Consider the following 26,571-nt stretch of genomic DNA (forward strand, 5'->3'; position numbering starts at 1 on the left):
AGCATGCTAGCGCAGGACCTTGGCCCACGCCACGCTTGCACCAACTACCTCGGGGGGCGGAGAGTGCCGCTCAAGGACTAAGGAGAGGACGCCGATGCCCGAAGCTCCGCTGCCCACCGACCCGGTGCGGGAGGAGGTGCTCCGCGCCGCCTCGGCCGGCCTCCAGGCCCTTCCCGCCGCCCTGCTGCCCCGGCTCTTCGCGGGGCTCCCCGTGGCCGAGCTGGCCGGCCGCTCCCCGGAATCCCTGGGCGAGGCCGCCGCCTCCCTCGCCGCGCTGGCGGCCCGGCGGGCGCCTGGCGAGGTGAAGCTGCGCCTGCTGCCGCCCGCCTCCGGCCGCGGCGCCAACGGGATCGCCGAGATCGTCACCGACGACATGCCCTTCCTGGTGGACAGCGTGCTCGGCGCCCTGACCCGGCAGGGCCGGGTGGTGAAGGAGTATCTGCACCCCATCCTGGCCATGACGCGCGACGGCGCCGGCGCGCTGACCGCGCTGGGCGAGGGCCCGCTGCGCGAGAGCCTGATGCGCGTCACCATCGGCGCCAGCGCGGGCAACCTGCTGCCCGGCATGCACCCCGGCAGCTGGCCCGACGTCGAGGCCGCGCTGCGCCGCGCGCTGGGCGACGTGCGCGCCGCCACCGGCGATTTCGACGCGATGATCGCGCTGCTCGACAAGGCCGAAACGGAGATCGCCGACGACGGCGAATCCCGCGAGTTCCTGGCCTGGATGCGGGGCGAGAACTTCGTCCTGCTCGGCCATCGCCGCTTCGAGCTGGAAGGCGAGGGCGCGCGCATCGTCACCGAGGAGAATCTCGGCCTGCTGCGCGACCCCAAGGTCCCGGTCTTCGACGCGCTGGCGAACCTGCCCGCGCTCAATCCGCGCATCCGCGCCGCCCTGATCGACCACGCGCCGATCACCGTGGCCAAGGCCAATATGCGCAGCACCGTGCACCGGCCGCAGCATGCCGACGTGATCGCGACCCGGATCATGGAGGGCGGCCGCGTGACGGGGGTGCGGCTCTTCCTCGGCCTCTTCGCGGCCGGCGCCTACAACCGCAACCCGCGCTCCATCCCGCTGCTGCGCGGCAAGGTGGAGCGGATTCTGGAGGCGGCCGGCGTCGCCCCGGACAGCCATGACGGGCGCGCGCTGCGCAACATCATGGACACCTGGCCGCGCGACGAGCTCTTCCAGGCCAGCGAGGCCGAGATCCTGGACGGCGCCCGCATGGCGCTGGACCTGTCGATCCGCCCGCGGCCGGCGCTCTACATCCGGCCCGACCCCTTCGGCCGCTTCGTCTCGGTCCTCGCCTGGCTGCCGCGCGAGAGCTTCGATTCCCAGCTTCGCGGGCGCGTGGGCGAGCTGCTGGCGCGGGCCCATGGCGGCCGGCTCTCGGCCTTCTACATCGCGCTGGGCGACAGCCCGCTCGCGCGCATCCACTACATCATCGGCACCGATCCCGCCCGGCCCGTCACGCCGGACCGCGCCGCGCTCGACGCCGCGGTGACGCAGGCCGCGCGCGGCTTCGGCGACAGGCTGGGCGAGGTCCTGGCCGAGGAGCGCGGCGAGGCGGCGGCCGAAGCCGTGATGGCGCAATGGCGCGATGCCTTCCCCCCGAGCTATCGCGAGAGCGAGAGCGTCGCCCAGGCGGCGGGCGACCTCGCCTTGGCCGAGACGGCGCTGGCCAGCGGCCGCACCGAGGCCGCGGTGATCGTTCCGCCGGGCGAGGGCCCGCGCCGCCTCGTGCTGCGGCTCGCCGTGCCCGGCGGCGCGCTCGCGCTGGCCGATGCGCTGCCGCTCTTCGAGAGCCTGGATCTCCGCGCCATCGAGGAGGTGCCCTACAAGCTGACGCCGCATGGCGTGGCCGAGGTCTCGCTGCACGCCTTCGCCGTCGATGCCGGCTGCGAGATCCTGCCCGAGCGGGAGCCGCTGCTGCTGGATGCGCTGGAGACGCTCATCGCCGGCGAGATCGAGGCGGACGGCTTCAACCGGCTCGTGCTGCGCGCGGGCCTGGACTGGCGCGAATGCTGGCTGGTCCGGGCCATGTACCGCTGGCTGAAGCAGGTCGGCCTGCCTTTCGCGCAGGAGAGCGTGGCGGCGGCCCTGGCCGCGACGCCGGAGGCCGCGCGCCTGCTCGTGGACCTGTTCCACCGGCGCTTCGACCCGGGGCTTGCCGGGGCGGCCGATTCAGCTCTCCGGCCCTGGCCCTCCGACCATCGGGCGCCTGCGGACCGCAACGAGGCGGAACTCGACGAAGCCTGGACGGCGATGCTGGACAAGGTCGCCGATCCCGACACCGACCGCATCCTGCAGCGCATGCGCAAGATGCTCGACGCGATGCTGCGCACGAATTTCTATCAAAAGAAGAGCTACATCGCCTTCAAGCTGGACTCCGCGCTGGCGGGCGACATGCCGATGCCGCGGCCCTGGCGCGAGATCTTCGTGCACAACGCGAGCATGGAGGGCTGCCACCTGCGCGCCGGCCCGGTCGCGCGCGGCGGCATCCGCTGGTCCGATCGGCGCGAGGATTTCCGCACCGAGATCCTGGGCCTGATGAAGGCGCAGCGGCTGAAGAACGTCGTCATCGTGCCCACGGGCGCGAAGGGCGGCTTCGTGCTCAAGGGCGCCATTCCGACCGAGCGCGAGGCCTTCCAGGCCACCGGCATCGCCGCCTACCGCACGCTGGTGCGCGGCATGCTCGACCTGGCCGACAATCTGCGCGGCACGGAGGTGGTCACGGCGCCGGACATCGTCCGCCGCGACGGCGACGACCCCTATATCGTCGCGGCGGCCGACAAGGGCACGGCCACCTTCAGCGACATCGCCAACGGGCTCTCGGCCGAGTACCACTTCTGGCTGGACGACGCCTTCGCCTCGGGCGGCTCGGCCGGCTACGACCACAAGGGCATGGGCATCACCGCGCGCGGCGCCTGGGTGATGATCGAGCGGCACTTCGTGGAGACGCTGGGCCGCTCGATCCACGACGCGCCCTTCACCATGGCCGGCGTGGGCGACATGTCGGGCGACGTCTTCGGCAACGGGCTGCTGATCTCGAAGCAGACCAGGCTGCGCGCGGCGTTCGACCATCGCCACGTCTTCCTCGACCCGGATCCCGATCCGGCCGCCAGCTACGCCGAGCGCGAGCGCCTCTTCGCCCTGCCCCGATCCTCCTGGGCGGATTACGACGCGCGGCTGATCAGCCAGGGCGGCGGCGTCTTCCCGCGCAACCTCAAGACGATCCCGCTGAGCCCGGAGGCGCAGACGATGCTCGGCCTCAAGGCCGACCGCGCCGAGCCCGCGGCCGTCCTGCAGGCCATCCTTCGCATGGAGGCGGACCTGCTCTACTTCGGCGGCATCGGCACCTATGTGAAGGCCAGCACGGAGAGCCAGGCCGAGGCCGGCGACCGCGCCAACGACGCCATCCGCATCGACGGCCGCGAGATCCGCGCGAAGGTGGTGGGCGAAGGAGCCAATCTCGGCGTCACCCAGGCCGGCCGCATCGAGGCGGCGCGCAACCACACCCGCATCAACACCGACGCGCTGGACAATTCCGCCGGCGTCAGCACCTCGGACCACGAGGTGAACATCAAGATCCTGCTGGCCGATGCCGAGGCCGAGGGGCTGATGACCCGCAAGCAGCGCGACGAGCTGCTGGTGAGCATGACCGACGAGGTCGCCGCGCTCGTCCTGCGCGACAACGGGCTGCAATCGGTCGCCGTCTCGCTGGAAGTGCGCGCGGGCGCCGCGGCGCTCGGAGCGCAGGGCGCGCTGATGACGCGGCTGGAGCAGGAGGGGCTGCTCGACCGCGCCCTGGCCGGCCTGCCGGACGAGGCGGCGCTGAAGACGCGCGCCGCGCGCGGCGAGGGGCTGACCCGGCCGGAGGTCGCCGCCCTGCTGCCCTTCGCCAAGCTCTGGCTGGGCGAGGCGGTGATCGAGAGCGCCCTGCCCGACGATCCCGCCTTCGCGCCGCTGCTGAACGACTACTTCCCCACCGCACTGCGCGAGGAGCGCTTCGCGAAGTTCGTGGCGCGCCACCGGCTGCGGCGCGACCTGATCGCGACCGCGCTCGCGAACATGGTGGCGAACCGGCTGGGCTGCGCCGGCCTGGCGCGGCTCGTGGCGGAGGCGGAGCCGGCCGAGGTGGTGGGTGCCGTCTGGCTGGCCTCGGAGCTCTTCGGTCTCGAGGCGCGCTTCGAGCAAGCCGAGCAGGCGCCCGCCGAACCCCGCCTCGCCGCGCAATCCACGCTGCGCGTGCTGCTGGAGGCCGCGGCCGTGGAGCTCATGGCGCCCGCCAGGGCCGGGCTGCAATCAGCGATCGCGACGCTCGGCGAGGGCATCGCGGCCCTCGCCGCCGGCGAGATGGCGGACCAGGCGGACGATGCCTCCGGCCTGCCCGGCGATCTCGGCGGCTTCGTCGCCGCGGCCGCCCGGCTGGCCTCGGCCCCGTCCATCGTGCAGCTCGCCCTGGACAGCGGCGCAGCGCCGGCGGAGGCCGCGGGCGCCTGGACCGGGACGGGGGCCGCCTTCCATATCGACGCCCTGGCCGAGGCGGCGCGGCGCATGCCGGTCCCTGGCCTCTACGGCGACCGGGCGCGGGCCGCCCTGCTGGCCGATCTGCGCCACACGCAATCGCGGCTCGCGGCGGCGCGTCTTGCCGGCGGTTCGGAGGACGGGCCGGCGGTGGAGGCCGTCCGCAGGCTGGTGCGCGAGGCGGCGTCGGCGGGCGACTTCGCCGCGGTGACGGTGGCGGCGCGCGCGCTGGCGACCGTGGCGCCGGGCTGACCGCGCCATTCCCGAGCGCCGCCGTTCCCTGACGGGCCGACGCTTTCCGGGGCTCCGGAACTGAGAGGGCGATCCGCCGTTCGGCGATACCGCCGAATCGGATCGCGCTCTAGGCTCGCACCCATCCAGGGTCGGAAGGCCGAAAGGGGAACGGCATGACGCGGCGCGAATGGGCCTGGGCCAGCTATGACTGGGCGAACTCCGCCTTTCCGACGGTCGTCTCCACCTTCGTCATCGCCGCCTATTTCACCAAGGGCATCGCGCCCGACCCGGTGACCGGCCAGGTGATGTGGGGCTGGATGCAGGCCCTGGTGGGACTGTCGATCGGGCTGCTCTCGCCGCTGCTCGGCGCCATCGCCGATGCGGGCGGGCGGCGGCGCGCCATGCTGCTCGCCAGCACGCTGCTGACCGCCTTCTTCACGGCCGGGATCTGGTTCGCCGAGCCGCAGCCGGCCTATGCCCTCTGGGCGCTGCTCTGCGTCGCGCTGGGCACGCTGTTCTTCGAGCTGGGCACGGTCTTCTACAACGCCACGCTGCCGGATGTGACGACGCGCGCGCGCCTCGGCCGCATCTCGGGGATCGGCTGGGCGCTGGGCTATGCCGGCGGCCTCGCCTGTCTCGTGCTGTGCCTGGCGCTGCTGGTGCAGCCGGACCCCGCGCATTTCGGCCTGGACCGCGCCCGGGCCGAGCATGTGCGCGCGACGGCGCTGGTGGTGGCGGCCTGGCTGCTGCTCTTCGGCTGGCCCGTGCTGGTCTTCGTGCCGGAGGGAGCGGCGGAGCGGCGGCCCTGGGGCCTGGCCGCGATGCACGGCTTCGCCGAGCTGCTGCGGCTGCTGCGCGGCCTGCCGCGCCACCCGGCGATCCTGCGCTTCATGCTCGCGCGGCTCTTCTACACCGACGGGCTGAACGTCCTCTTCGCCTTCGGCGCGGTCTTCGCGGCGGGCGTCCATCGGATGGGCTTCGAGGAGATCCTGCTCTTCGGCATCGCGCTCAACGTGAGCGGCGGCATCGGCGCCTTCGGCGGCGGCTGGGTCGAGGAGCGGCTGGGCGCCAAGCGCACAGTGCTCGTCGCGCTGATCGCGCTCATGGCGCTCGGCGGGGGCATGCTGCTCGTGGAGAGCAAGACCGTCTTCTGGATCCTGGGCGTGATGCTGGGCCTGTTCTTCGGCCCCTCCCAGGCCGCGAGCCGCAGCCTGATGGCGCATCTGGCGCCGCCGGGGGAGGTGACGGCCTATTTCGGCCTCTTCGCCTTCTCGGGCCGCGCGACAGGCTTCCTGGGCCCGGCCCTGCTGGCGATGGTCACGGCCGCGACCTCCAGCCAACGCGCCGGGATGATGGTGGTGCTGGTGATGTTGGCCGTGGGCGCCGCGATCCTGACCAGCGTGCCGCCGCCGCGCGAACAGCCCTGAGGAGGGCCTCGGCCCCCGCGGCCCCCCGTTAGCGCGACAACAGCAGCATCCAGTCCTCTACGCCCTCGCGCGCCAGGATCGTCGCGCGGTCGATCGGCAGGATGCCGTGCTTCGGATGGATCCAGGCCAGCGAGAAGCCGTGCCGCGCGATGCTGTCGAGTAAGGCGCCGGCATCGGCCAGCCGGTGCCGGTTGAACTCGAGGAACACGGTCATTGGCTGCCCCCGGGCGAGCACCTTCTCCATACCCTGCCAGACATCCCATTCGGCCCCCTCGACGTCGATCTTGACCGCATCGAGCGGCCCGTCGCCGATGATCTCGTCCACGCTCTGGACCGGCATGGCCGCCGGCCCGGAACCGGACACGACATGGCCGTTCATCGGCCGTCCGTCCGGAACCCGCAGGATCACCTCCGCGCCGGGCGCCGCGCCCAGCGGGCTCTGATGGACCGTCACGCGGCCGTCGAAATTGTTTGCCGCCACCGATTGCCGGAGGAGCATGGCCAGGCGCGGGTTGGGCTCCGCCGCATGGACGCGGCCCGCCGGCCCCACCAACGCGGCCATCAGCAGGGTGAAATAGCCGAGGTTCGCCCCGGCATCGAAGACGGTCATGCCCGGCCGGAGCCGCGACACCACCGCTTCGGTGACGAACAATTCCCAGGCGCCGTCCAGGATCAGATAGGGCGAGAGCGTGCGGTCGCGGGCATCCGCGAACAGCTTGAAGCGGCCGAGCACGCGGCAGAGCACCGTGTCGTCGCCATAGGGCACGGCGAGGCAGAGCGCCCGGATCTCGTCGGCGGTGACGTTGCGCCGGTGCGGCAGCAGCCGGTCCAGGCGGACATGCGAGGCACGGGGCCGTTCCGGGAGGCGGATCAGCCTGCCGTACCAGTCGCGGACGGCCGCCCCGACGGCGCGGGCCAGGAGCCGGGGCGGCAGGGGAAGTTTCAGGCGGCTCATGCGCGTCCCGTCATGCTCCGCCATCCGGCTCGAGCGCGTGATTCCAGATCCGAGGCGCCTTCGCGCCTTCGGTCATCGCGCTTTAAGCATGAAGCGCCCCGCGGCAGAACCGCCGCCGCGGGGCGGGCCGCTCAGAACAGCGCGGCGGGCGCCACCGTGCTGCCGGTGAAACCCTGCATGCGCAGCGGCTGCATGACGAAGCAGAACTCGCTCCGGTTGGCGGCCACCAGCTCGTCCAGCTTCATGTTCTCCAGCAGGTGCACGCCGTTTACCACCAGCGCGATCTGGTGCACGGGCAGCGAGGCGTTCGGCATGGTCTTGGACGGCGCGCATTCCACCGGCCAGTTGTCGGCGCCCATCAGCAGCGGGTTGCGCTGGATGAGCCATTCCGCCGCGGCCACGCCGATGCCGGGGCAGCCCGCCACGTAACGCGCGTTCTCGCGGCCCCAGAGATGGCCCCAGCCGGTGTTGATGATCATCGCGTCGCCCTCGCGCAGTTCCACGCGCTGGCGCGACAAGGCCTGCTGCAGATCCTCGGGCGTGATCTCGTAGGTGTCGGGCAGGGTCTGGACGCCCTTCAGGCCGGCGACGTCGATCAGCACGCCCCGGGTCATGATGGTGCCGACGGTCTCGATGCCCATCTCGGTGAAGCCGCCCCGCGACATGATCGAGGGGACGTTCACGCAGTTGTAGCTCTCGTCTCCGATGGTCTGGTGCGGAAAGCCGTCGAACTGCGTGCCGATCTGCGCCATCTCACCCACTACCAGCTCCTCGTTGGAGCCGCGGCGATTGGCCTGGGGGTTCATGAAGGTTTGTTTGAGGTGCACGTCGAAGCGGCGCGTGCCGAAGAAGGGCATGCTTTGCGACAGCATATGCCCGATCTCGATCTTGCGGCCCTCGCGGATCATGGCGGCGGCGTCGCGCATGCGGGCCGGCGTCAGGAGATTCATGCTGCCGCGCCGGTCGTTCGGGCCCCAGCGGCTCGGGCAACGCGCCGAGGCGGGCGGCGGCGACCAGGGTTGCTGCGCGGGCTGCGCCTGGGCGGGCGTGGCCGTCAATCCGAGATGCGCGGAGCCGCAGGCCATGCAGGCTCCGAACAGCGCCCGTCGTGACATTCCCCTCATGGGAGTCCCTCCATTTTTATCGTTGATGAGCGGCCGATGCCGCGCCGGAACATTACCGACAGGAAGGAAATCAGCAAGACAAAGGCCGGCATTATCCGCTAGCCCCTTGACCTGGGTTGTCGATTCCGGTCATCCCAAATGCGAGAAAACTCGCACGAGGAGAAACGCTTCATGGATCAGATCACGCGTCGCGCTGCGCTCGGCGCCGGCCTCGGCCTCCTGGCCGCGCCGGCCGTCTTGGCCCAGACCCCTCAACAGATCGCCATCGCCACCGGCACGACCGGCGGCGTCTATTATCCGCTCGGCGGGGCGCTCGCGAACTATCTCACCCGCGGCATCCCCGGCGTCTCTGCGACGGCCGAGGTGACCGCCGGCTCGACGGCGAACTTCCAGCTCCTCGGCGCCGGCCGCGCGCAGCTGGTCTTCGGTCAGGTCGATGCCGCCGTGGACAGCGTCCGCGGCGCCGGCCCCTTCCGGGGCCGCGTGGTGCCGACCCGCGCCATCGCCGTGCTCTACACCAACCGCATGCAGGTGGTGACGACGGCGGACCGCAACATCCGCTCCATGGCGGACATGAAGGGCAAGCGCATCTCCACCGGCGCCCCGGCCTCGGCCACCGAGCTCTTCGCCCGGCGCCTCATCGCGGCCGCGGGCCTCGACATCGCCAAGGATTTCCGCGGCGTGGAGCGGCTTTCGCCCGCCGAGAGCACCAATGCCATCCGTGACGGCAAGATCGACGCCTACTTCTTCGTCTCGGGCATTCCCACCAGCGCCATCACCGATCTCGGCGCCACGCCGGGCACCACGCTCGTGATGGTCGATCACGCCGAGGCGCTGGCGAACATCGTGCGCGAGCACGGGCCGGTCTATTTCGCGGAGACCATCCCCGCGAACACCTATCCGGGCCAGACCGCGCCGAACCAGCAGCTCTCCGTCGCCAATATCCTGGGCGTGCGCGAGGACACCTCGCCCCAGCTGGTGACGCAGATCCTGAACATCCTCTGGGACAACCGCGAGGACTGGGCCCGCGTCCACTCCGCCGCGCGGGACTTCACGCTCGAGCAGCAGAAGACCGCCGCCGCCGGCGTGCCCTGGCATTCCGCGGCCGAGGCCTTCTGGAAGGCCAAGGGCGCGACCATGGGCTGAGGCCCTGCGCCTCGTCCGCGAATGAATGACCTGCCGGCCGGGCTCGTTGCCCGGCCGCTTGCGTTTGGAAGAAATATGCCGATGTCCAGCACCCTGCCGCCCGATATCGATCCCGCCACGATGGACGCCGAGACCACGAAACGGGTCTCCGCGCTGATCGAGGCCGAGGAAGGCGCGATGAACCGCCTCCCCGGCCTGCTCGGCCAGGTGGCGGTGGGCATCGCGCTCGCCATGTCGCTGTTCCACCTCTGGGCGGCCTGGGACATCGTGCCGACGACGGTGCTGCGCTTCGCGCATGTCGGCTTCACCATGGTGCTGGGCTTCATGCTCTTCCCGTCCATGGCCCGCTTCCGCGACCGCTTCCCGCCCTGGGATTGGGCGCTGGTCGCGGCCGGCATCTACGTCACCTGGTACCTGATCTCCGGCGGCGACGACCTGCAGGACCGCATCATCTTCCCCGAGCCGATGGACATCGTCGTCGGCTGGATGCTGATCGCCCTGGTGCTGGAGGTCACGCGGCGCTGCACGGGCTGGATCATGCCCGTGATCGCCATCTGCTTCCTGCTCTACGCCTTCTTCGGAAACCACTTCCCCGAGCCCTGGACCCATCGCGGCTACGACGCCGAGCGGCTGGTCCCCCACATCGCCATCACGCTGGAGGGCATCTACGGCACGGCGGTGGATGTGAGCGCGACGCTCATCATCCTCTTCACCATCTACGGCGCCATCCTCGCCTCCACCGGCGCGGGCAAGTACTTCGTCGACTTCTCCTTCGCGGCAACCGGCGCCAAGTCCTCCAGCGCGGGCCGCACCGTGGTGCTCTCGGCCTTCCTGCTCGGCGGGCCCTCCGGCTCGGGCGTGGCGACGACGGTCACCATCGGCACCGTCGCCTGGCCGATGATGAAGCGGGTCGGCTACACGGCGCATGACGCGGGCGGCCTGCTCGCGGCCGGCGGCCTCGGCGCCATCATCTCGCCGCCCATCATGGGCGCGGCCGCCTTCCTTATCGCCGAATACCTGAAGATCAGCTATCTCGACGTGCTGCTGATGGCGGTGATCCCGACCTGCCTCTTCTACGCCTCGCTGCTCTTCATGGTGGAACTCGACCAGCGCCGCATCCGCCACGCCCGCGGCGGCATCGAGGACAGCAAGATCGACGTCGAGCCCGTGGGCGTGCTGTTCCGCAAGGGCTGGTACCATTTCAGCAGCCTGATCGCGATCGTGGCCTTCATGGCGGTCGGCTATTCGGCGACGCTGTCCGTCCTCTACGCCATGATGCTGGCCATCGCCCTGTCCTTCCTTTCGAAGGAGCATGCGCTCTGGCCGCGCAAGCTGATCCGCACGCTGGCGGCCGGCTCCGAGCAGGCGCTCAGCATCGCGGCGACCTGCGCCAGCGCCGGCATCATCGTGGGCTGCATCACGCTGACCGGCCTCGGGCTGAAATTCTCCGACATCGCCATCCAGGCGGCGGGCGGCAGCCTCGTCATCACTGCCGTCTACACGGCGCTGATCGTCTGGGTGGTCGGCCTCGCGGTGCCGGTGACGGCCAGCTACATCATCTGCGCGGTCGTGGCCGCGCCGGCGCTGATGAAGCTCGGCGTGCCCGACTACGCGGCGCATATGTTCGTCTTCTACTACGCGGTGCTGAGCGAGGTCTCGCCCCCGACGGCGCTCAGCCCCTTCGCAGCGGCGGCCATCACCCGCGCCGGCCCCTACAAGACGACGCTGATGGCCTGGAAGTACACGCTGCCGGCCTTCCTGCTGCCCTTCGTCTTCGTCACCGATCCCGACGGCGTGGGCCTGCTGCTGAGCCTCAAGCCCGGCATGACCTGGCTCGACGTGGCCTGGCAGACGGTGCTGGCGACGCTCGGCCTCGCCGCGCTGTCCTCGGCCACCCAGGGCTTCGGCATCACGCGGCTGAGCCAGGCCGAGCGCTGGGGCATGGCGCTGGCCGGCCTGCTGATGATCTTCCCGGCCATCTTCGAGGCCGCCTTCGGCGATGCGATCCCGGTCCCGCATCTGATCGGCATCGCCCTGGGCTTGGCGCTGCTGGTCGTGCAGTTCCTGCGCAACAGGCGCGGGCCGGCGCTGGCGTGATGCGGGCCGATCCGGCCTTCGCGGCTCCGGGGCGTTTCTGGAAGGGGAACATCCACACCCATTCCGACGCCACGGACGGAAGGCGCAGCCCCGAGGAGGTCTGCGCCGCCTATCGCGAGGGCGGGTACGACTTCCTCGCCATCACCGACCACTTCCTGGCGAAGTACGGCTTCCCGATCGTCGACACGCGCGGGTTCCGGACCGATGCCTTCACGACCATCCTCGGCGCCGAGGTGCATGCGCCGGCGACGGCACTGGGCGAGACCTGGCACATCCTGGCGGTCGGTCTGCCGCTCGATTTCCCGCACACCGCGGAGGGCGAAACGGGGCCGGAGCTCGCGCAGCGCTGCCTGGACGCGGGCGCCTTCGTCGCCATCCCGCATCCCGGCTGGTATGCGCTGACCGCGGCGGACGCCGCCACCATCCCGGGCGCGCATGCGGTGGAGATCTACAACCACACCAGCGCCGTCCGCACCGACCGCGGCGACGGGACCTACCTGGTGGACCAGCTCCTCGCCGAGGGCCGCCGGATCAACGTGATCGCGGCGGACGACGCGCATTTCGAAAGCCCCGACTGGTTCGGCGGATGGCTCATGGCGAAGGCGCGGGCCAACGAGCCGGAGGCGCTGCTGGCGGCGCTGAAGGCCGGCCATTTCTACGCGACGCAAGGCCCGGCCATCGAAAGCCTCGCCTGGGGCGAGGAGCGCGTGGAGATCACCTGCTCGCCCGCCTCCGCCGTCATGGTCCTGGGGCTCGGCTCCTGCGCCAAGCAGTCCGTCGCGCCCGGCCAGACCCGCGTCACCCTGGGGCTGGAGCCGAGGCTGCGGGCCGGCGGCTTCGCCCGCGTGGTGGTGATCGACTCCGCGGGCCGGAAAGCCTGGTCCAACCCCTACTGGTTCTGAGCCGCGTCGAGGCCGAGCCGCCGGAGCACGGGCGGCAGCAGCAGCGGCGAGAGGTAGATCGGGAACTGGCAGAGGGCGAAATAGGTCCAGGCCGTCGCGGGCAGCTGGCCCGCGGTGGCCGCGAACATCAGCCCCATGTTGCGCTGCGAGGCCATGACGGCCAGCGACAGGGACGGAACGCGCCCCGCGCCGCGGAAGACGAAGGCCGTTCCGGCCAGCAGACCCGCGAAGACGGCGAAGCCCAGCGCCAGCAGCCCGGCGCAGGTCCAGGGGTCCGCCCAGGCGATCGAGGCCACGTCGCCCAGCACGGCCGAGACGAAGACCAGCAGGAGGAGGGTGTTGATGCCGTTGATCGCATCCCCCTGCCGTGAAAGGGCCGCGGCGCCGAGCAGCCGGCGCAGGGCCGCCGCGACCAGGAACGAGCCGGCCAGCATGAAGGCGAGCTTCGCCCCCAGCGCGACGGGCGGGATGGCCAGCGCATCGCCGAGGAAGAGTTGGGCGAAGCCCGCCGCCACCAGGGGCACCATGACCGTCCCCGTCACCAGCGTGACGAGCACGAGCGTCGCGTCGAGGCCCATCAATGCCGCGAGCGACGGCGCGGCCATCATCGGCGAGGCCAGCCCCTGGAGCATCAGGCCGAGGAACAGGCCCGGCGCCGCCTGCCGGACCCCGGCGACGCTCGCCGCGCCGAGAAACAGCAGCGGCACGGCCAGCGCGGTCCAGGCCGTCGCCGCCAGGATCAGCCCCGGCCGGCGCAGGTGCCCGCGCAACCGCGCCGTGTCCACGCGCAGGAAGGCGAGGACCAGGAGCAGGAAGACCGCCTCGGCAAGGTAGGGCCGCAGCACCCGACCGAGCGGCGGGACGGCGACGCCGATCAGCACGATCACGCCCATGGCCCGCGGGCCCTGCCGGCCAAGCCAGGCCAGGGCGCGCATGGCCGGCTACTCCACGCGGATCTCGCGCACCTGGAACTGGTTGTCCGCGCGGTGGCGCATCGCCACGCCCTGCCGGTGCGCCCAGGGGATCATCATGTGGTAGAGCGGCAGGTGCCCGACATCCGCATTGTGGATCCTGTGCGCCTCGACGATCAGCGCGCGCCGGGCGGCCGGATCGGCCTCGCCGTCGATGCGCGGGATCAGCGCGTCGAACCCGGCATTGGACCAGCCGCCGAAGTTCCAGGTGCTGGGCCCCCCGATCTCGCGCGAGGCCATGACGGCGCGCAGCGTGTAGCTTGCATCGAAGGTCGGCACGCCCCAGGTCTGGACGTAGAACATCGTCTCCCGCCGGCGGGAGCGCTGCGTGTAGATGGCGCTCGAATTCAGGTTGAGCGCGACCCGGATCCCGACATTGGCCAGCATGGCCGAGATGGCCTGGCAGGTCTCGTCATAGGTGCCGACCGGGCAGTCCATCGGGACCGAGAAGCCCTGCGGATAGCCGGCCTCGGCCAGCAAGGCGCGCGCGCGGGCGCGGTCGAAGGGCAGGCGCGCGTCGGTCGACTGGTCCCAGCCGTTCACGAACTGCGTCCACATGCTGCCCGTGGGCACGGCCTGCCCGCGCAGCGTCGTCCGGCGCAGGGTCTGGACGTCGATGGCATGGGCCACCGCCTGCCGCACGCGCAGGTCGCGAAAGGGATTGCGGTCGGTCACGTCGCTGCCGGCCAGGGCGTCGATGTCCTGGCGGAAGCCCACGAAGACGGTGCGGTTCTCCTGGCCCTCCAGGATGCGCAGGCGGGGATTGGCGCGGATGCGCGCCACGTCCTGCACGGGCAGTACATGGACGAAGTCCACCTCGCCCGAGAGCAGCGCGGCCACGCGGGTCGCGTCGCTGGTCAGGGTGATGTGGTGGTACTCGGTCACGTTGCCCTGCGGCGCCGCGCCGGCCGCCGTGCCCCACCAGTTCGGGTTGCGCACCATGACGGTGCGCTGATCGATCTCGCGCGAGCGGATGATGAAGGGGCCGGTGCCATTGGCCGCGCGCGAGGCCGGAAGCTCCTCGCGCTGGGCGAAGTTCTGCGGCACCGCGCTGCGGTTCGCCTCGCTCCAGCCGCGATCCATGATGAGGATCCGCGTCATCTTGTCGGGGATCACGGGATCGGGGACGCGGGTGACGATATCGACCGTCAGCCCGTCCACCGCGACGGCGCTCGCCACCGTGTCCACGTAGATGCCGTAGTTGCTGGTCTGAGCCAGGGCCCGCTGGATGCTGAAGACGACGTCATCCGCCTCGAAGCTCTCGCCGCCGGCGAAACGGACGCCCTGGCGGAGGCGGAAGCGCCAGCGCGTGGGCTCGACCTGCTCCCAGGAGGTGGCGAGGCCCGGCTGGACCTTGAGGTCGTCGCCCCGGATGGTCAGCGGCTCGTAGACCTGGCTTACGACCAGATAGGTGAAGACGGCGTTGTTCGCATGCGGGTCGAGCGTCGCCGCGTCCACGCTGGTGGCGGCGCGGAAAATCCGCTGCGGCGACTGGGCCAGGGCCGCGCCGGACAGCCCCGACGCGACCGCCACTGCCGCCAGAACATTACGACACCACATCCGGACCTCCGCTGGAAAACGCCGCGAGAGTGTCCTGCGAGAGAGGATGTCGCAATCCGCCCGATCTTCCACTATATTGCATCCAAGACAGAATTGCCCCCTGGGGCGTCATTTTCTGGGAGATGCCGATATCATGCGCCGCAGTGCCCGCTTCCTGACCCTCCTGGCCGCCGCCGGCCTCGCGCTCGCACCCGTCCTGGCCGATGCGCGTCCCGGTGGCGGGTCGTCCTCCGGCAGCCGCGGCAGCCGGACCTATTCCGCCCCGCCCTCCACCACGACGGCGCCGAGCGCGCCGCGCCAGTTCGACCGCACGATGCAGCAGCCCACGGCGCCGCGTCCGGGCGCGCCGGGCGTCGGCGCGGCCAATCCCGCGCGCCAGGGCGGCTTCTTCGCGCGCAATCCCTTCATGGGCGGCCTGATGGCCGGCCTGCTGGGCGCGGGCATCTTCGGCCTGCTGGCCGGCGGCGGCTTCTTCAGCGGCCTGGGCAGCATGGCGGGCCTCCTCGGCTTCCTCCTGCAGGTCGCGATCATCGCCGGCCTCGTGGCGCTGGTGGTCGGCTTCCTGCGCCGCCGCCAGCAGCAGGCCGCGCCGGCCGGCGTACCGAACGCAATGATGCGCGAGGGCGCCCCGCCGCAGCCCGCCATGATGGGCGGCGGCAGCGCGGGCCGCGGCCGCCCGGTGGACGAGCTCGGCATCGGCCCGGCCGACTTCCAAGCCTTCGAGCGCACGCTGGTCGAGGTCAACAACGCCTGGTCGCGCGGCGACACGAATGCCCTCTCGCGCCTCGCGACGCCGGAGATGGTCCAGTACTTCCGCGACGACTTCGAGGCGCTCGAGCAGCGCGGCTGGAAGAACGAGACGCGCGACGTGAAGCTGGAGCAGGGCGACCTGTCGGAGTCCTGGAGCGAGGGGCCGCGCGACTATGCCACCGTGGCGATGCGCTTCAGCCTCGTGGACGTGACGCGCGACAAGCAGACCGGCGCGGTGACCGAGGGCGACCCGAACGTGCGGACGATGGCGACCGAGCTTTGGACCTTCGTGCGCGTGCAGGGCGGCCCCTGGACCCTGAGCGCCATCCAGCAGGCCTCGTAAGTAGCGGGCTGCTGAAAAACCCCTGCGGGTCGGCTTCGGAGGTCCTTTCCGCGCCTGGGGCGTTGCCGGACTTGCCGGTGCAACCGGCATCGGCGGCGCCCGTCGCCTTCCAGGCGTAAGAATCCTCCGCAGCCGGAGTTCTTCGCAGCCTCAGGGCCAAAAGCCCTGGCGGGGAGTTTGAGGGGCGGCGCCCCTCAAGCTACGCTCCGGGAATGTTCACCCTCCCCGACCTCGAAGCGGCCGAGCAGCTCGTCCGCCGGCACTTCCTCACCACGCCCCAGTTCGCCTGGCCGCTGCTCTCCGCGCGAGCCGGCTGCGAGGTCTGGGTCAAGCACGAGAACCACACGCCCACGGGCGCGTTCAAGGTCCGCGGCGGGCTGACCTTCTTCGACACGCTGAAGTCCCGGGGCGTCATCAGCGCCACGCGCGGCAATCACGGCCAGTCGCTGGCCTATGCCGGATCGCGGGCCGGCATTCCCGTCACCATCGTCGTGCCCGAGGGCAACAGCCTCGAGAAGAACGCCGCGATGCGCGCGCTGGGCGCGGAGCTGATCGAGCGCGGCCGCGACTTCGACGTGGCGCGGCAATTCGCCATGCAGCTGGCGGCCGAGCGCGGGCTGGACTTCGCGCCCTCCTTCGCGCCCGCGCTGGTGAAGGGCGTCGCCACCTATGCGCTGGAGCTGTTCCGCGCGGCGCCGCCGCTGGACGCGCTCTACGTGCCGATCGGGCTCGGCTCGGGCATCTGCGGCTGCATCATGGCGCGCGACCTGCTGGGGCTTTCGACCCAGATCGTCGGCGTGCAGAGCACCGGCGCCGACGCCTATGCGCGGAGCTTCGCGGCCGGTCGGGTGGTCGAGACGGACTCCGCCGATACGCTGGCCGACGGCATGGCCACCCGCGTGCCGGACCCTAAGGCGCTGGAGATGATCCTCCAGGGCGCCGCGCGCATCGTGACCGTCACGGACGACGAGGTGCGCGAGGCCGTGCGCGCCTATTGGACGGACACGCACAACCTCGCGGAAGGCGCCGGCGCGGCCGGCTTCGCGGCGCTGATGCAGGAGCGCGGCAAGATGCGCGGCAGGCGCGTGGCCGTGATCCTCTCCGGCGGCAACATCGACCTGCCGCTCTTCCGCGACTGGGTGATGGCGTGATCCTCGAGCACGTCCGGCCGCTAGGCGGCGCGCCGGTGGATGTGCATGTCGCCGGGGGCCGCATCGCGAAGCTGACGCCGAGCACGCGCGAGGGCGCGGCGGCGATCCTCCTGCCCGGCCTCGTCGAGGGCCACTGCCATCTCGACAAGACGCTCTGGGGCCGCCCCTGGTGGCGCAACGAGGTCGGCCCGCTGCTGCGCCACCGCATCGAGAACGAGAAGGCGGTCCGCAAGGCGCTCGGCATGGACGCTGCGCGCGAGGGACGCGCGCTGTGCCTCGCGCATCTCGCCGCGGGCACGACGCGGCTGCGCAGCCATGTGGACGTCGACGAGGAAAGCCGCCTCGGCCATGTGGAGAAGCTGCTGGAGCTGCGCGAATCCCTGCGGGGCGTGATGGACATCCAGCTCGTCGCCTTCCCGCAATCCGGCCTGCTGCGCACGCCGGGCGCCGAGGAATGGATGGAAGAGGCGCTGCGGCTGGGCTGCGACGTGGTGGGCGGCCTCGATCCCTCGGTGATCGACCGCGATCCGGTGAAGCACCTCGACATCGTGTTCAAGCTGGCCGAGCGGCACGGCAAGCCCGTCGACATCCACCTGCACGAGCCGCACGAGCTGGGCGCCTTCAGCATGGAGCTGATCGCCGAGCGCACGCGGGCCATCGGCGCGCAGGGGCGCGTCACCATCAGCCATGGCTTCGCGCTGGGCGACGTGCCGGCGCCGCGCGCGGACGCGCTGCTCGCGATGCTGGCCGAGGCGGGCGTGGCGGTCTGCACCTCCGCGCCGCCGTCGCGCGCGACGCCGCCGCTGCGCCGGGCGCGGGAGCTCGGCGTCACGCTCTTCGCCGGCAACGACAATATCCGCGACACCTGGAACCCCTACAACGCGCCGGACATGCTCGCCCGCGCCGCGATGGTCGGGCTGAAATACGAGCTGCGGCGCGACGAGGAGGTGGAATGGGCGCTGGCCGCCGTCACCATCGAGGCGGCCAAAGGCTGCGGCTTCGCCGGCTACGGGCTGGAGGCCGGCGCCCAGGCCGATCTGGTCGTGGTGGAGGCGGAGAGCCTCGCCGAGGCCGTGGTCACGCGGAAGCCGCCGAAGCTGGTCGTGTCGAACGGGCGCGAGGTGGCCAGGGACGGCGTGGCGCGGGTCATCGCCTGACGATTTGGCAGTCGCGCTCAAACAAGGCGCAGGAGCGCCCCGATCGAGCGCGATGGGGCGAAAACCGGCCCCGCCGCAATATTGCTTCGAATATAAGCTTGGTGGCAAAGGAAGAGGCCGCAACCTCGAGGCCTCCGCGATGCTGTCCCGCAAGCAGTTCCTTCTCTCCGTGCCGGCGCTGGCGCTGGCCTCGCAAGCCCGGGCGCAATCGCCCTTCAGCCGACCCGTCCGCTTCGTGCTCAGCACCTCGCCGGGCGGCGGCGCGGACGTGACCATGCGGCTCCTCTCGCCGCACCTCACCGAACGGCTGGGCCAGTCCGTCGTCATCGAGAGCAAGCCCGGCGCCTCCGGCCTCATCGCCGGCGGGACCGTCGCGCGCGAGGCGGCGGACGGCTACACCTTCCTCGTCGACATCGCGTCGCATTCGGTGAACCCGGCCCTCGGCCGCGCCATGCCCTACAAGGTGCTGCAGGATCTGGTTCCCGTCACGCAGATCATCCGCGGCGCCAATGCGCTGGCGCTGCACCCTTCCGTGCCGGCGGGCTCGCTGGCCGAGTTCATCGCCTATGCGAAGCAGCGCCCGGGCCAGCTCTCCTACGCCTCCTCGGGCAACGGCTCGGCGCAGCACCTGGCGATGGAGATCTTCAAGGAGCGCGCCGGGCTCGACATGACGCATGTCCCCTATCGCGGCGGCGGGCCGGCCCTGGTGGACCTAATGGCCGGCCATGTGCAGTGCTACTTCGCCTTCATTCCCTCGGCGATCCAGCATATCCGCGAAGGGCGCATCAAGGCGGTCGCCACCACGGGCGAGACGCGCGCGCCCGCCTTCCCGGAACTGCCGACCATCGCCGAAGCCGGCTTCACGGGCTTCTCCAGCTATGACTGGAACGGCGTCTTCGCCCCGGCGCGCACGCCCGAGCCGATGATGCGCGCGCTCCAGGCCGCGGTCGCGGCGTCGATACAGGTGCCGGAGGTGCGCGCCCGCATCCTGGACCTGGGCAGCGAGCCGGTGGGCAGCACGGCGGAGGAGTTCCGGGCCTTCGTGCAGCGCGAGATCGACACCTGGTCGGCCGTGGTCCAACGTCTCGGCATCACGGCCGACTGAGATCCAAGGGCAGCGACGATGAGCGACGGCTACACCATCTTCCACAACCCGAAATGCGGCACCTCGCGCAACGTGCTGGCGATGATCCGCGAGGCGGGCCATGAGCCGAAGGTGGTGGATTACCTCAAGACCGGATGGACTCAGCCGCAGCTCCATCGCTGCTGAAGGCCATGGGCAAGACGCCGCGCGACATCCTCCGCACCAAGGAGAAGCTGGCCGTGGAGCTCGGCCTGCTCGATGCGGTGGAGGGGCAGATTCTGGACGCCATGGTGCGCCACCCGATCCTGGTCGAGCGGCCCATCGTCGTCGCGCCGAAAGGCACGGTCCTGGCGCGGCCGAAGGAAGCGGTCGCGCCGCTCCTGTAGCGGCTCGCTACCACCCGACGGCGTAGCTCGGCCGCCGCGGATCGGCGCCGCCGGTCATCACGCCCGTCTCCAGGTCGGCATGGATGGCGCAGACGGCGCCCGCGCGCCAGATCCGGTCGGGCCACCACGACACCTGGTGCCCGCGCCGCGCCAGCTCCTCGCCCGTCGCCTGCGGGATGCGCGATTCCAGGCAGAGCCGGCCCGGGTAGGAGTGATGCGGCTCGAAGCTGTCCGGGTAGCTGTAGGAGGCGACGCGCGGATGCTCGACGGCGTCCTGCGGGTCCATGTCGAAGAGCATCAGGTTCATCAGCACCTGCAGCATGGCCTGCGACTGCACGTCCCCGCCCGGCGTGCCGAAGGGCAGCACGTACTTCCCGGGCGACACGGCCATGGCCGGATTGGGCGTGAGGCGGGGCCGCTTGCCGGGCGCGACGCGGCTCGGATGCCCCTCCGCCATGAAGTTCTGCGAGCCGCGCGAGGAGGGGCAGAGGCCCGTGCCCGGGATGACGGGCGTGTCGTAGGAGACGTCGCTCGGCGTGGCGGAGACCGTGTTGCCCCAGCGGTCCACGGTGCAGATGTAGGAGGTGTCGCGCGGCGGGCCGGAGGGCACGCCGTCCAGCAGGCGCAGGCCCTCCTGGACGCGCGGCGCGGCGTAGGGATCGCCATGCGGCGGCATGTCCGGCCAGGCGCGGGCGGGGTCGATCATCTTCCGGCGCGCGCGCCCGTATTCGAGGCTCAGCAGCGTGTCGAGCGGCACCTCCACATGGCGCGGATCGCCGTAGAAGGCCTCGCGGTCGGAGAAGGCGAGCTTGATCGCCTCGACGAGGGTGTGGAGGTAATCCGGGCTGTTGTGCCCCATGGCCTTGAGCGCGGCGGGATCGAGCAGGTTCAGCGCCTGGCCCAGCACCGGCCCCTGGCACCAGACGCCGCAGGTATAGACCTCCACGCCGTTGAAGCTGACCGAGACCGGGCGCTCGACGGGCGAGTGGTAGCCGGCGAGATCGGCGGCGGTCATCCAGCCGCCCTCCTGCTCGTGGTACTTCACGATCGCCCGCGCGATGTCGCCCGCGTAGAAGGCCGCGCGCGCGGCCTCGAGCCCGCCCTCGCGATCGGCGCCGCGGTGCCGCGCGGCCGCCTCCTCGTCGGCCATGTAGCGCAGCGACTGCGCGAGGTCGGATTGGATGAAGAGTTCGCCGGTGCGCGGCGCGCGCCCCTCCGGCAGGAAGATCGCGGCGTTGGAGGGCCAGCGCGCGTATTTCTCCTGCTTGGCCGCGATCATGCCGGCGAGCAGAGGATAGACCGGGAAGCCCTCGGCCATGCGGATGGCATGCTGCGCGGCCTCGCCGAAGGTCATGGTGCCGAAGCGCTTGAGCGCGGTGATCCAGGCGTCGGGCGCGGCCGGGACGACGGTGCGCAGGAGGCCCTCGGGGATGGCGCCGCCGTACTCGCGGGCGAAGTGCTCGGGATCGGCCGCGGCGGGCCAGTGGCCGAGGCCCGCGATGGTCCAGATCTCCCCGTCCGCCATGCGGATCATGATCGGCGCCACGCCCGCGACGTTCACAATGTCCGGCTGGACGACGCCGAGCGTGATGCCGCCCGCCACCGCCGCATCCACCGCATTGCCGCCGGCCTCCAGGATCGCGAAGGCGGCATGCGCCGCCGCATAGTGCCCCGCCGAGGCCATGTGCCGCGTGCCCCGCAGGGCGGGCCGCTGGGCGTAGGTTTCGCCTTCACTCATCGACACGTCTCCTCATCTGATCCCGGCCGGTGTGATGCGGTCCGTCATGGCATTCCCGCGTCGTTCACACGGGCGGCTGCGTGGCCGGTCCTGACCTTCCGCATGCCATCCCGCGTGCCGGATCGCGCCCCCACGCGGGCATCGGCCATGGCGGCGCACCGAAAGCTCGGCAGGGAAGGTGATCGTGAAGGCGGCCCCGCCTTTGGGCAGCGTTATGCCGGCCGGGCCGGCTGGCAAGGCCCTTCGGTGAGTCCGGTTTCCCGCCGCGCCGGCATGTCGCCGCTCCGGTGCAACGCGGACGCGTCGCGGGCGCTGAGGTCCAGGGGAGGCAGCGCGGCGCGGCCGTGGGATAGTGCCCCGACCTGGAAGGGAGAGTTGATTTGGACGACAGGACATCGCTGCCGAGCTACCGCCTGCCGGCATTCGATCAGGATTTCATCCTCGGCGATTCCATGCGGGGCGTGCGCTTCCTGCTCGAATACGCCAAGGCGGAGGAGGCGCTGCGGAACTGGCATGTCGGCTCCACCATCGTGGTGTTCGGATCGGCGCGCGTCCGGGAAGACGGGCCGGGCCGGCAGCCCTTCTGGTACGAGCAGACGCGGGCCTTCGGGCGCATCGCCTCCGAGCGCGGCGGCGCGCTCATCGTCGGCGAGGGCGGTATCCGCAACAACGTGATCGCGACAGGCGGCGGGCCCGGCCTCATGGAGGCGGCCAATCGCGGCGCCTTCGATGCCGGCGCGCCGAGCATCGGCTTCAACATCAGGCTGCCGCACGAGCAGGGCCCGAACCCCTATTCGACGCCCGAGCTGACCTTCCAGTTCCATTACTTCGCGATGCGCAAGATGCACCTCGCGATGCGTGCGAATGCGCTGGTGGTCTTTCCGGGAGGCTTCGGAACGCTGGACGAGCTCTTCGAGATGCTCAACCTGCGGGTGACCGACAAGGCGCCGCCGGTCAGCATCGTCCTGTTCGACGAGGCCTATTGGCGCTCGGTGATCAACTTCGACGCCCTGGTCGAGAACGGCATGGTCGACCGGTTCGAATGCGAGCTCTTCCGCTTCGCGGACACGGCGGAGGAGGTTTGGTCGAGGCTCATCGAATGCGGGCTGCAAGCGCATCTTTAGCGGCTTTTCCGTTCGCAAGGGTTCGCGACAAAGCCTCTGGCTCATCGCTTCGAGAGCATGAGTCACGCTGCCGGCGCTACCCGCCCAGCAGCTCCCTTGTGCCGGCCACGGCCTGGGCGAGCGACACGCGCTGGGGGGTCACGCCCCCGGGCAGGCCGGCCAGGATGCGCGAGGGGCAGGCGCGGTCGAGCAGGACGAAGACGCCCCTGTCGTCCGCCCGGCGGATGAGCCGCCCGAAGGCCTGCCGCAGCTTGTGGCGCGCATGGGTGTCGTCATAGCCCTGCGGATCGCCCCCGGAGAGGTGCAGCCGGCGCTCGCGCTGCAGGATGGTGCGGCGGGGCCAGGGCACGCGGTCGAAGACCAGCAGGCGCAGCGCGCGGCCGGGCACGTCCACGCCGTCGCGCATCGCATCGGTGCCGAGCAGGCAGGAGTTCTCCTCCGCCCGGAAGATGTCGACCAGGGTGGCGTTGTCCATTGCATCCACGTGCTGGGCGTAGAGCGGGATGCCGCGCGCCTCCAGCGCCTGTCCGATGCGCGACTGCACCTCGCGCAGCCGCCGGATGGCGGTGAAGAGGCCGAGGCCGCCGCCGCCCGAGGCGAGGAAGAGCTGCTGCATCGCGCTGGCCACCGGACCGGGCTGCCGGGCGTCCACGTCGGTCACGACATAGGTGCGGGTATTGCTCGCATAATCGAAGGGCGAGGGCAGCGCGGCGCGGATCGCGGGCAGCGGCAGGTGCAGGGCGCCGCTGCGCGCCTCGGCCTCATGCCAGGCGGCCTCGGGGTCGTCGCGCTTGGCAGCGTCGGTGAGGGTGGCGGAGGTGACGAGCAGGCCATGCGCGGGAGCGGCCACCGTCTGCGCGAAGGGGATGGTCGGGTCGAGCCAGTGGCGGTGCAGGCCGGCATCCACGTCGCGCCCGTCGCGGCGATCGAGCTGGAGCCAGTCCACCATGAGCGGACGCGTGCCGGCCTCGCGCGCGGGGGCGTCGAGCTGGCCCAGCATGCCGCGCCAGGCGGCGAGCGGCATGAGGGCGCGCCGCTCGATGCCGCGCATGGCGGTCTCAAGCCGGATGCGCTCGCCGACCTCCGGCTCGTCCTCGCCCTCGGGGGTCTCGAGCTTCGCGGCCAGCCGGTCGCGCAGGAGGGTCAGCGGCTGCTCCAGCGCGCGCAGGGCGCGGGCGAGCTCGGCGCCGGTCTCGGCGACTTCCTCCGTCACCGGATGCAAGTCGACCTCCAGCGTGTAGATGCCGTCGTCATCCGGCGCGCGGGCCAGGATCTGCTGGCGCGCGGCGCGGAGGAAGGCCTCGGTCGTGGCGCCCTCGGGCGGCGGCGAGCCGTCCGTCAGCCGGCCGTACCAGCCGCCGCCGGGCAGGCAGCGCGCGGCGTGCAGCGCGGCCTCCATGGGCTCCAGCAGCTCCGGGATGTCGCCGGCGAGCTCGCTGATGCGGGCGCGCAGCCCCTTGGCGCGCGAGCGGCCGCCCTCGGCGCCCAGCAGCCAGCGGCGCAGCTCCGCCGCCTCGACGCCAGAGAGCGCGGCGGAAAAGGCGCCATCCGCCGCGTCGAAAAGGTGATGGCCCTCGTCGAAGACATAGCGCGTGGGCTTGCCGTCCTCGCCGCCGCCGAGCGCGGCCTGCACCATTACCAGCGCATGGTTCGCGACCACCAATCGTGCCGTCCGCGCGCGCCGGATGGAGTGCTCGACGAAGCACTTCTTGTAGTGCTGGCAGGCCGAGCGGATGCATTCGCCGCGCCGGTCGCCCAGGCCGTAAAGCGTGCCGGGCGGAAACAGCTCGCCGATCCAGCCCGGAAAATCGCCCCCGGTGATGTCGCCGTCGCGCGTGGCGCCGGCCCAGCGCGCGACCAGCGCCAGCGGAAGGGCCATCTGGCGCAGCCCGTACTGGCCCAACGCTTCGTCCAGGTTCAGCAGGCAGAGGTAGTTTTCCCGGCCCTTGCGCACGGCCACGCGGGCGCGGCGCTCCTCGGGGTCGGGGAAGAGCTGCATCAGCTCCTGGTCGATCTGCCGCTGCAGGTTGCGCGTATAGGTGCTGAGCCAGACCGGCGCCCCGTTGCGCTCCGCCCAGAGCGAGGCGGGGGCGATGTAGCCCAGCGTCTTGCCCGTGCCGGTGCCGGCCTCAGCCAGGACCATGTGGGGCGCGCCCTCGGCTTCGCGCGGGGCGAAGGCGCCGGCGGCGGCGGAGGCGAAGTCGGCCTGCTGCGGGCGCTGCTCGGCGCCGGTGCCCAGCATCTCGGCCAGGCGGCGGCGGGCATCGGCGCCGGTGACCTCGAAGCTCGCGGGCGGCGGCGGGGGCGCGGTCTCCTCCCATTCGGGCAGGCGGCGCCAGGGCTTGAAGGCGTCGCGCGAGGGCCTGGCGTCGGGCTGGCCGAGCGCGGCGAGGACGCTCGGCACCCAGGGCCAGTCGGCCGCCTGCGCGAGCTGCGCGGCCATCGCCGCGGCGTCGCGGCCGAACGGGGCACTGGCCTCGTCGGCGAGGGCGCGGAGCAGGCGGGAGGCGATCTCGGGCAGGAGAGCCGCCGCCGCCTCGTCGTCCTCCGGCGGCGGGAGGCCGAGCACCAGGGCCAGGCCGCGCGGCGTGGGCGGCGCGTGGCGGGCGGGGAGCGCGAAGGCGAAGAGCTCCAGCAGGTCCAGCGCATCGAGGAAGCGCGGCAGGTCGAGCCGGCGCGCGGTGGCGGGGGCATGGACGAGGAGCGGGGGCGCGTATTCGCCCAGCGCCTCGGCAATGTGCGAGCCGGTGAGGGTCAGGACCTCCCCATCGGGGGTGAGCAGGGTGGCGCGGCCGTGCGACGCGACCAGCGCGGGCGCCTCAGGCATCAGAAGGCGCGGGCGAATCGGAGCCATGCGGAGTATTTGGGGGTGAAACGCGAACAAGGCCAGACTTCGCCTCGGGCGGGCGGCTGTGCTATGGGCGAGGGCGGTCGTCTCCGTAGCTCAGCCGGATAGAGCACCAGATTCCTAATCTGGGGGCCGTGGGTTCGAATCCCGCCGGGGACACCATTTCTTTCAGTGAGTTATGACGGAAGTGGCCCTCACATCTTGCGGACCCATCAGTTGGAGACCCGTAGCGGACCTGGAGCAACAGCCATTCTGGTAGCCTCAAACCCCCTGAGCCATGCTGAAGCAGAGCCTCGGGATGGCCGGTGGGGCTTCGTGCTCCGTGATGAGAACGGCCGGGAGCTATTCCGGTCCTCGACCACCTTCGCGCATCCACAAGATGCTGTCGCCGCAGGCGCCAGGAAGGCCGCGACGCTGCCTCGGGGCGGAAAGAAGTGATGAAGCCGCGGCTGAGCGTCCCGGTGGCGGCCATCATCGTTGTACTGGGCGCATTCGCATTGGCCATGGCGTTCAGCTAATGTCTTCGCTGTCTCGACCAGTCGGCGGCCGCGATCTTACGCCCGGGAAATCCGTGAGGCTCTTCGTCATCACGTGGTTGTTCGGCGGGGTGGCGTTGCCGGTGATCGCGTTCTGGTCGGCCGTCGCCTGGGCGGTGCTTTGATGCACCTCGCCGTCGCGGCACTAGCGACGGGCATGGTCATCCTTCTCTGTGCCTGCGCCACGTCGCCTCTGGCGGCCCGGCGGGCCCTGCGCATACATTCAGGTCAGGAAGTCAGCGCCATGGCTGTCCGAGCGATTGGGCAGCGAGTTCAGGCCTATGAGGCGGCACACCCACGGCCGGAGATGCACTGATCGCGAGGCGAGGCGCGTGCCGTTGGGCAGCTGCTGGCCCCAGTCATGCCGACCCCTTCTATCCGTCGCGCCCATACGACGTTCTTTCCGCATGACCGGAGCGGGAATGGATTTCGCGGTACGTGGATCGGATGCTCGAGCTCGACCGGCTCGCTCCAGAGCTTGGGCGGTCCCCGTCGGAGGCGCGCCGCTTCGCC

18 protein-coding genes and 1 tRNA gene are annotated in these 26,571 nt (G+C 71.4%); 13 read left to right on the forward strand and 6 right to left on the reverse strand.

Annotation, left to right across the window (positions count from 1 at the left end):
- The first annotated feature begins 94 nt into the window (after positions 1 to 94).
- Together EJV46_RS21750 and EJV46_RS21755 are read left to right on the forward strand one after the other, a co-directional pair.
- Entirely contained in the window at positions 95 to 4,777 is a 4,683-nt protein-coding gene (locus tag EJV46_RS21750) for an NAD-glutamate dehydrogenase domain-containing protein (protein WP_131550834.1), read from the forward strand.
- A 155-nt stretch (positions 4,778 to 4,932) separates the two neighbouring features.
- Positions 4,933 to 6,186: an MFS transporter gene (locus EJV46_RS21755; RefSeq protein ID WP_131550835.1), complete on the forward strand. Its 1,254-nt coding sequence runs from the start codon at positions 4,933 to 4,935 to the stop codon at positions 6,184 to 6,186.
- A 28-nt stretch (positions 6,187 to 6,214) separates the two neighbouring features.
- On the opposite strand, the gene EJV46_RS21760 is transcribed toward EJV46_RS21755, so the two are convergent.
- On the reverse strand, positions 6,215 to 7,141 hold the full coding sequence (locus EJV46_RS21760; RefSeq protein WP_165585676.1) for an FkbM family methyltransferase: 927 nt from the start codon (positions 7,139 to 7,141) through the stop codon (positions 6,215 to 6,217).
- Positions 7,142 to 7,272: 131 nt separating this feature from the next.
- Positions 7,273 to 8,256, reverse strand: coding sequence for a cyclase family protein (locus tag EJV46_RS21765; protein WP_165585677.1), 984 nt, complete (start codon positions 8,254 to 8,256; stop codon positions 7,273 to 7,275).
- A 180-nt stretch (positions 8,257 to 8,436) separates the two neighbouring features.
- Here EJV46_RS21765 and EJV46_RS21770 point away from each other — a divergent pair, with 180 nt between their 5' ends.
- The 3 genes from EJV46_RS21770 (at position 8,437) to EJV46_RS21780 (ending at position 12,410) form a co-directional block, all read left to right on the forward strand.
- Positions 8,437 to 9,411 carry a TAXI family TRAP transporter solute-binding subunit gene (locus tag EJV46_RS21770; protein WP_131550838.1) on the forward strand — a complete coding sequence of 325 codons (975 nt, stop codon included), beginning with the start codon at positions 8,437 to 8,439 and terminating at the stop codon, positions 9,409 to 9,411.
- An 81-nt stretch (positions 9,412 to 9,492) separates the two neighbouring features.
- Positions 9,493 to 11,508: a TRAP transporter fused permease subunit gene (locus EJV46_RS21775; protein WP_131550839.1), complete on the forward strand. Its 2,016-nt coding sequence runs from the start codon at positions 9,493 to 9,495 to the stop codon at positions 11,506 to 11,508.
- On the forward strand, positions 11,508 to 12,410 hold the full coding sequence (locus EJV46_RS21780) for a CehA/McbA family metallohydrolase (RefSeq protein WP_131550840.1): 903 nt from the start codon (positions 11,508 to 11,510) through the stop codon (positions 12,408 to 12,410). The genes EJV46_RS21775 and EJV46_RS21780 overlap by 1 nt, the downstream gene beginning before the upstream one ends.
- Here EJV46_RS21780 and EJV46_RS21785 read toward each other — a convergent pair.
- Positions 12,398 to 13,345: a Na+-dependent transporter gene (locus EJV46_RS21785; protein ID WP_131550841.1), complete on the reverse strand. Its 948-nt coding sequence runs from the start codon at positions 13,343 to 13,345 to the stop codon at positions 12,398 to 12,400. The two genes, EJV46_RS21780 and EJV46_RS21785, sit on opposite strands and share 13 nt — an antisense overlap.
- A gap of 6 nt (positions 13,346 to 13,351) precedes the next feature.
- Positions 13,352 to 14,941 (reverse strand): ABC transporter substrate-binding protein, encoded by a 1,590-nt coding sequence (locus tag EJV46_RS21790; RefSeq protein ID WP_131550842.1) that lies wholly within the window; start codon positions 14,939 to 14,941, stop codon positions 13,352 to 13,354.
- A gap of 133 nt (positions 14,942 to 15,074) precedes the next feature.
- Between EJV46_RS21790 and EJV46_RS21795 the strand changes: the two genes are divergently transcribed.
- The 6 genes from EJV46_RS21795 to EJV46_RS23375 all read left to right on the forward strand — a co-directional run bounded on the left by EJV46_RS21795 (position 15,075) and on the right by EJV46_RS23375 (position 19,812).
- Positions 15,075 to 16,034, forward strand: a complete 960-nt coding sequence (locus EJV46_RS21795; protein WP_131550843.1) for a TIM44-like domain-containing protein — start codon at positions 15,075 to 15,077, stop codon at positions 16,032 to 16,034.
- Between the two features lie 212 nt (positions 16,035 to 16,246).
- Positions 16,247 to 17,185 carry a threonine dehydratase gene (locus EJV46_RS21800; RefSeq protein ID WP_131550844.1) on the forward strand — a complete coding sequence of 313 codons (939 nt, stop codon included), beginning with the start codon at positions 16,247 to 16,249 and terminating at the stop codon, positions 17,183 to 17,185.
- Positions 17,182 to 18,342 carry an amidohydrolase family protein gene (locus tag EJV46_RS21805; protein ID WP_240782693.1) on the forward strand — a complete coding sequence of 387 codons (1,161 nt, stop codon included), beginning with the start codon at positions 17,182 to 17,184 and terminating at the stop codon, positions 18,340 to 18,342. The genes EJV46_RS21800 and EJV46_RS21805 overlap by 4 nt, the downstream gene beginning before the upstream one ends.
- 139 nt (positions 18,343 to 18,481) lie before the next feature.
- Positions 18,482 to 19,447, forward strand: coding sequence for a tripartite tricarboxylate transporter substrate binding protein (locus EJV46_RS21810; protein WP_165585678.1), 966 nt, complete (start codon positions 18,482 to 18,484; stop codon positions 19,445 to 19,447).
- 18 nt (positions 19,448 to 19,465) lie between these two features.
- Positions 19,466 to 19,612 (forward strand): hypothetical protein, encoded by a 147-nt coding sequence (locus tag EJV46_RS23370; protein WP_240782694.1) that lies wholly within the window; start codon positions 19,466 to 19,468, stop codon positions 19,610 to 19,612.
- Between the two features lie 5 nt (positions 19,613 to 19,617).
- Complete coding sequence (locus EJV46_RS23375; protein WP_240782695.1) at positions 19,618 to 19,812, forward strand: ArsC/Spx/MgsR family protein; 195 nt, start codon at positions 19,618 to 19,620, stop codon at positions 19,810 to 19,812.
- 7 nt (positions 19,813 to 19,819) lie between these two features.
- Here the strand turns inward: EJV46_RS23375 and EJV46_RS21820 are convergent, their stop codons facing one another.
- Positions 19,820 to 21,550, reverse strand: a complete 1,731-nt coding sequence (locus tag EJV46_RS21820; RefSeq protein ID WP_131550846.1) for a gamma-glutamyltransferase family protein — start codon at positions 21,548 to 21,550, stop codon at positions 19,820 to 19,822.
- Between the two features lie 380 nt (positions 21,551 to 21,930).
- Between EJV46_RS21820 and EJV46_RS21825 the strand changes: the two genes are divergently transcribed.
- Entirely contained in the window at positions 21,931 to 22,674 is a 744-nt protein-coding gene (locus EJV46_RS21825) for an LOG family protein (protein WP_240782696.1), read from the forward strand.
- 76 nt (positions 22,675 to 22,750) lie between these two features.
- On the opposite strand, the gene EJV46_RS21830 is transcribed toward EJV46_RS21825, so the two are convergent.
- Entirely contained in the window at positions 22,751 to 25,501 is a 2,751-nt protein-coding gene (locus tag EJV46_RS21830) for an ATP-dependent DNA helicase (protein ID WP_131550847.1), read from the reverse strand.
- 106 nt (positions 25,502 to 25,607) lie between these two features.
- Between EJV46_RS21830 and EJV46_RS21835 the strand changes: the two genes are divergently transcribed.
- Positions 25,608 to 25,684: transfer RNA gene (locus EJV46_RS21835), tRNA-Arg, on the forward strand.
- Positions 25,685 to 26,571: the final 887 nt, after the last annotated feature.

Source organism: Roseococcus sp. SYP-B2431 (assembly GCF_004336745.1).
Lineage (GTDB): Bacteria > Pseudomonadota > Alphaproteobacteria > Acetobacterales > Acetobacteraceae > Roseococcus.

Excerpts from the sequence above, each read along its gene's own strand:
- EJV46_RS21750 (WP_131550834.1), top strand. The coding sequence starts at position 95 with ATGCCCGAAGCTCCGCTGCCCACCGACCCGGTGCGGGAGGAGGTGCTC.
- EJV46_RS21755 (WP_131550835.1), top strand. The coding sequence starts at position 4,933 with ATGACGCGGCGCGAATGGGCCTGGGCCAGCTATGACTGGGCGAACTCC.
- EJV46_RS21760 (WP_165585676.1), bottom strand. The coding sequence starts at position 7,141 with ATGAGCCGCCTGAAACTTCCCCTGCCGCCCCGGCTCCTGGCCCGCGCC.
- EJV46_RS21765 (WP_165585677.1), bottom strand. The coding sequence starts at position 8,256 with ATGTCACGACGGGCGCTGTTCGGAGCCTGCATGGCCTGCGGCTCCGCG.
- EJV46_RS21770 (WP_131550838.1), top strand. The coding sequence starts at position 8,437 with ATGGATCAGATCACGCGTCGCGCTGCGCTCGGCGCCGGCCTCGGCCTC.
- EJV46_RS21775 (WP_131550839.1), top strand. The coding sequence starts at position 9,493 with ATGTCCAGCACCCTGCCGCCCGATATCGATCCCGCCACGATGGACGCC.
- EJV46_RS21780 (WP_131550840.1), top strand. The coding sequence starts at position 11,508 with ATGCGGGCCGATCCGGCCTTCGCGGCTCCGGGGCGTTTCTGGAAGGGG.
- EJV46_RS21785 (WP_131550841.1), bottom strand. The coding sequence starts at position 13,345 with ATGCGCGCCCTGGCCTGGCTTGGCCGGCAGGGCCCGCGGGCCATGGGC.
- EJV46_RS21790 (WP_131550842.1), bottom strand. The coding sequence starts at position 14,941 with ATGTGGTGTCGTAATGTTCTGGCGGCAGTGGCGGTCGCGTCGGGGCTG.
- EJV46_RS21795 (WP_131550843.1), top strand. The coding sequence starts at position 15,075 with ATGCGCCGCAGTGCCCGCTTCCTGACCCTCCTGGCCGCCGCCGGCCTC.
- EJV46_RS21800 (WP_131550844.1), top strand. The coding sequence starts at position 16,247 with ATGTTCACCCTCCCCGACCTCGAAGCGGCCGAGCAGCTCGTCCGCCGG.
- EJV46_RS21810 (WP_165585678.1), top strand. The coding sequence starts at position 18,482 with ATGCTGTCCCGCAAGCAGTTCCTTCTCTCCGTGCCGGCGCTGGCGCTG.
- EJV46_RS23370 (WP_240782694.1), top strand. The coding sequence starts at position 19,466 with ATGAGCGACGGCTACACCATCTTCCACAACCCGAAATGCGGCACCTCG.
- EJV46_RS23375 (WP_240782695.1), top strand. The coding sequence starts at position 19,618 with ATGGGCAAGACGCCGCGCGACATCCTCCGCACCAAGGAGAAGCTGGCC.
- EJV46_RS21820 (WP_131550846.1), bottom strand. The coding sequence starts at position 21,550 with ATGAGTGAAGGCGAAACCTACGCCCAGCGGCCCGCCCTGCGGGGCACG.
- EJV46_RS21830 (WP_131550847.1), bottom strand. The coding sequence starts at position 25,501 with ATGCCTGAGGCGCCCGCGCTGGTCGCGTCGCACGGCCGCGCCACCCTG.